At 68.2% G+C, this 3,186-nt stretch carries 2 protein-coding genes and 1 pseudogene; 1 reads left to right on the forward strand and 2 read right to left on the reverse strand.

Annotated elements, in window-relative coordinates:
* A pseudogene (locus tag ACY45C_RS13740) lies at positions 1-424 on the reverse strand (ammonium transporter); the annotation flags it as partial.
* Positions 425-1,069: 645 nt separating this feature from the next.
* Between ACY45C_RS13740 and ACY45C_RS13745 the strand changes: the two are divergent.
* Positions 1,070-2,068 (forward strand): C40 family peptidase, encoded by a 999-nt coding sequence (locus ACY45C_RS13745; protein WP_462188004.1) that lies wholly within the window; start codon positions 1,070-1,072, stop codon positions 2,066-2,068.
* A gap of 62 nt (positions 2,069-2,130) precedes the next feature.
* Here ACY45C_RS13745 and ACY45C_RS13750 read toward each other — a convergent pair whose 3' ends face one another.
* The gene (locus ACY45C_RS13750; protein WP_462188005.1) at positions 2,131-2,823 is read right to left on the reverse strand and encodes a metal-dependent transcriptional regulator; all 693 of its coding nucleotides are present in this window, start codon (positions 2,821-2,823) and stop codon (positions 2,131-2,133) included.
* Positions 2,824-3,186: the final 363 nt, after the last annotated feature.

Genomic DNA, 3,186 nt, shown 5'->3' on the forward strand with positions numbered 1-3,186 from the left:
AGTGTGCGATCGGCGAGTAGACCAGCAGCGACCAGAGCGGGATGAAGATCGCGAAGGCGCTGAACTTCATCCGATCGGCGATCGCGCCGGTGATGAGGGCGGGCGTGATGATCGCGAACATCAGCTGGAAGGCGACGAACACGACGTACGGGATCGCGCCGTCGCTGCCGGAGAGGTCCTGGAGCGCGAAGAAGTCGAATCCGCCCCAGAAGCCGTTACCCGCGCCGAATGCGACGCTGAACCCGATGGCCGACCAGATCAGCGTGACGATCCCGATGCAGAAAAAATTCTGCATGATCATTCCGAGCACGTTCTTCGCTCGGACCATGCCACCGTAGAAGAACGCCAGTCCGGGCGTCATGAACAGCACGATCGCGGAACTGATAAGCATCCACGCGGTATCGCCCGAATTCAATTTGTCCATGTCTCTCCTGTCATTCCCCGCGCGATGCGCGGACTGCGCTCACCCGGTCCCCGGCCACGCTGCGCTCGTCCCGGATCCTCGGGTCCGAAGAGTCGGCAAGATCTGTTCCCGACCTATGTCTTAGCTGTTTCTGACGTGTGAAATCGCTAAATTGGGTGGCCTGTGACCCGATCTCGTCGGCTGGCGGTGGGCACTTGGAGACTCTCCGCTCGTCACGGCGTGCTTCCATGACTGTATAACTGCATAGAGTTACCATCCGGCAGTGTGAGCAGTGTCCCCACGGAGGGCTGGCATAGCGCCGGCGAACCGCGCCCCGGGCCCCGCCGTCCCCGTGCTGTCCCGCCATCCCGGTTCGGCCAGCGAACTTCGAAACACGTCGCAAGGCAGACTCCCGCCGCCGGCCCGACCGACGGTCCCCAGCCGACCGGGAACGATCCGACCGGATGGCGCCCGAAAGCCGGAGCGCCCATTGTTCTCGGACTGGTCGGCATTCTCGTCGCCGGGCCTCCGGTTGTCTGGGGGTTTGCCGGATCCGCCTGGGCGGCGCCGGCGACTCCGGCCTCCGGGTCGGCCCCGGGAAGCCCGGGAAGCCCGGAGAGTCTGCAGGCGGAGATCAACGGTACCCGGGTACGGTTGGACGAATCCATGCGTCAGACGGCGATTGCCACCGAGGTGTTCAACGCCGAACGTATTCGGCTGGCCGAGGCCGAGCGGGCCGCGGCCGCCGCGGCCGGGCGGGTCGACCGTGCTGACGATGCTGTACGGCAGGCCGCGGACAAACATCGGGGGTTGGCGGTGTCGGCGGATCGGGCCGGGGGATTCGGGCAACTGTCGTTGCTGCTGACCGGCGACCCCCGACAGGTACTCGACCGGGCCGGTGCGGTCGATGCGCTGGCCCGCCGGCAACGGGTGGCGGACACTGGCCTGCGGCTCGCGCGTCGGGATCTCACCGAGGCACGCCGGAGCGATGACATGGCACTCGCGGGCAAGAGGAAGATCGTCATGCGGCTCGCCGCGCGGAAGCGGTCCATCGAGGCGTCCGCCGCCGAACAGCGCAGTCTGCTGCAGCGGCTCGAATCCCGCTACGCATTGCTGGAACGGCAGGCCAGGGAACGTCAGGCCGCCGCCGCGCGGGCCCGCAGGGCGGCGCAGGCCGCCGCTGCGGCGTCGGCGGCCAGGAAGGCCGCGGCCGAACGGGTCCGTTATCGGAAGGAGTCGGCCGCGGCTGCGGCCGCGGGCCGGGCATTCGCCCCGGCCCCGACTACCCCGGCACCCACCCCGCCGACGGGCGGCGGTGGCGCGTCGCGCGCGGTGCAGGAGGCATACGCCCAGCTGGGCAAGCCCTACGTGTGGGCCGCGGCGGGGCCGAAGTCCTTCGACTGCTCGGGCCTGACGCAGTGGGTCTGGGGGAAGGCCGGGGTCTCGCTGAGCCACTACACCGGATCACAATGGAATGAGGGGCGCCGCGTGGACCGGGCGGGTCTCATTCCCGGTGATCTCGTCTTCTTCTATGCCGATCTTGATCATGTCGGGATCTATATCGGGGGCGGGAAGATGATCCACGCTCCGCGGACCGGGGAGGTGGTCAGGGTGGAGAAGATCTGGTGGTCGAGCTTCCGAGGGGGCGTGCGGCCGGGAGCGTGACACCATCGGCCGTCGGCGGAAGCGATCAGGACGGCGACGGCGACGGTGCCGTGGGCGACGGGTCAGCGGTCGACGTAGACGAGAGCCGCGGTGCTACGGCTGATCTCCGCGTTGGTCTGGCCGTTGGGGGTGACGATGTGGATCAGGTTGCCGCGGGAGCCCGGCGTGATCTGCGCGCCGGGGACGATCGCGGCGTCCTGAAGCCGGCGCATGATGCTTTCGTCCGTCTGCAACCGCTCGGAGATCCAGCTCACCGTGACCGGCCTGCCACCGCCGGACGATGCGAAGTCGGCCGACGCCAGTAGGCTCACCGGGGCGGAGGTCGGCCGCGCCGTGGTGTGGTGCTGCCGGGAAGGCGGGATCTCGTTACCGAACGGGCAGCGATTTGGATCGCCGAGCAGGACGGTGAGGCGCGCCTCGACCTCATCGGAGATTACATGCTCCCACCGGCAGGCCTCGTTGTGTACCAGCGCCCAGTCCAACCCAATGACTTTCGTGAGCAGCAGCTCGGCCAAACGGTGCTTGCGCATGACGGCGGTGGCCCGCAGCAGGCCCTTCTCCGTGAACTGCACGGTCCGGTCGTCGGCGAGGGACACCAGCCCCTCGTTGGCCAGGCGAGCCGTCGACTCGCTCGCGGCCGGCGCGCTGACATGCAGGCGCTCCACCAGACGCGCGCGCAGCGGGGGGATGCCCTCCTCCCTCAGCTCGTACAGGGTTCGGAGGTACATCTCGGTACTGTCGATCAATCCAGTCACCGGTCTCCTTCGTCCTTATCCAGGGTACGCCCCGTCCGGGAGTCACAAGAGCCATCTGCCCCCCGAAGGCCATGCCAGCCGGCCGGTTTCGATGTCCCGTCGCCCCCTTCCCGCGGACCGGGGTCGGTGTTCCACGACGTGTTCCATGGCTTCGGTCCGGCGGCGTGTCCTCGTGCGGCACCCGTCCCGCGCGCGGGCTTGCACCCAGGGCCGGCATCGGCGCCCGCGGCACTAGACTTGACGCCATGAGCACGACTCAGATCGCGCCTGAGACATCGAACACCCAGACGGACGAAGGTGACGATCACTCTCACTACGCCCGTCGTGAGGAGATCGTTCGTGCGTCCATCGAGGGTGGCCGGG

The sequence above is a fragment of the Frankia sp. CcWB2 genome (assembly GCF_977927585.1).

Bases quoted from the DNA above. Each gene is read 5' to 3' on its own strand.
- ACY45C_RS13745 (WP_462188004.1), top strand. From the start codon at position 1,070: ATGCGTCAGACGGCGATTGCCACCGAGGTGTTCAACGCCGAACGTATT.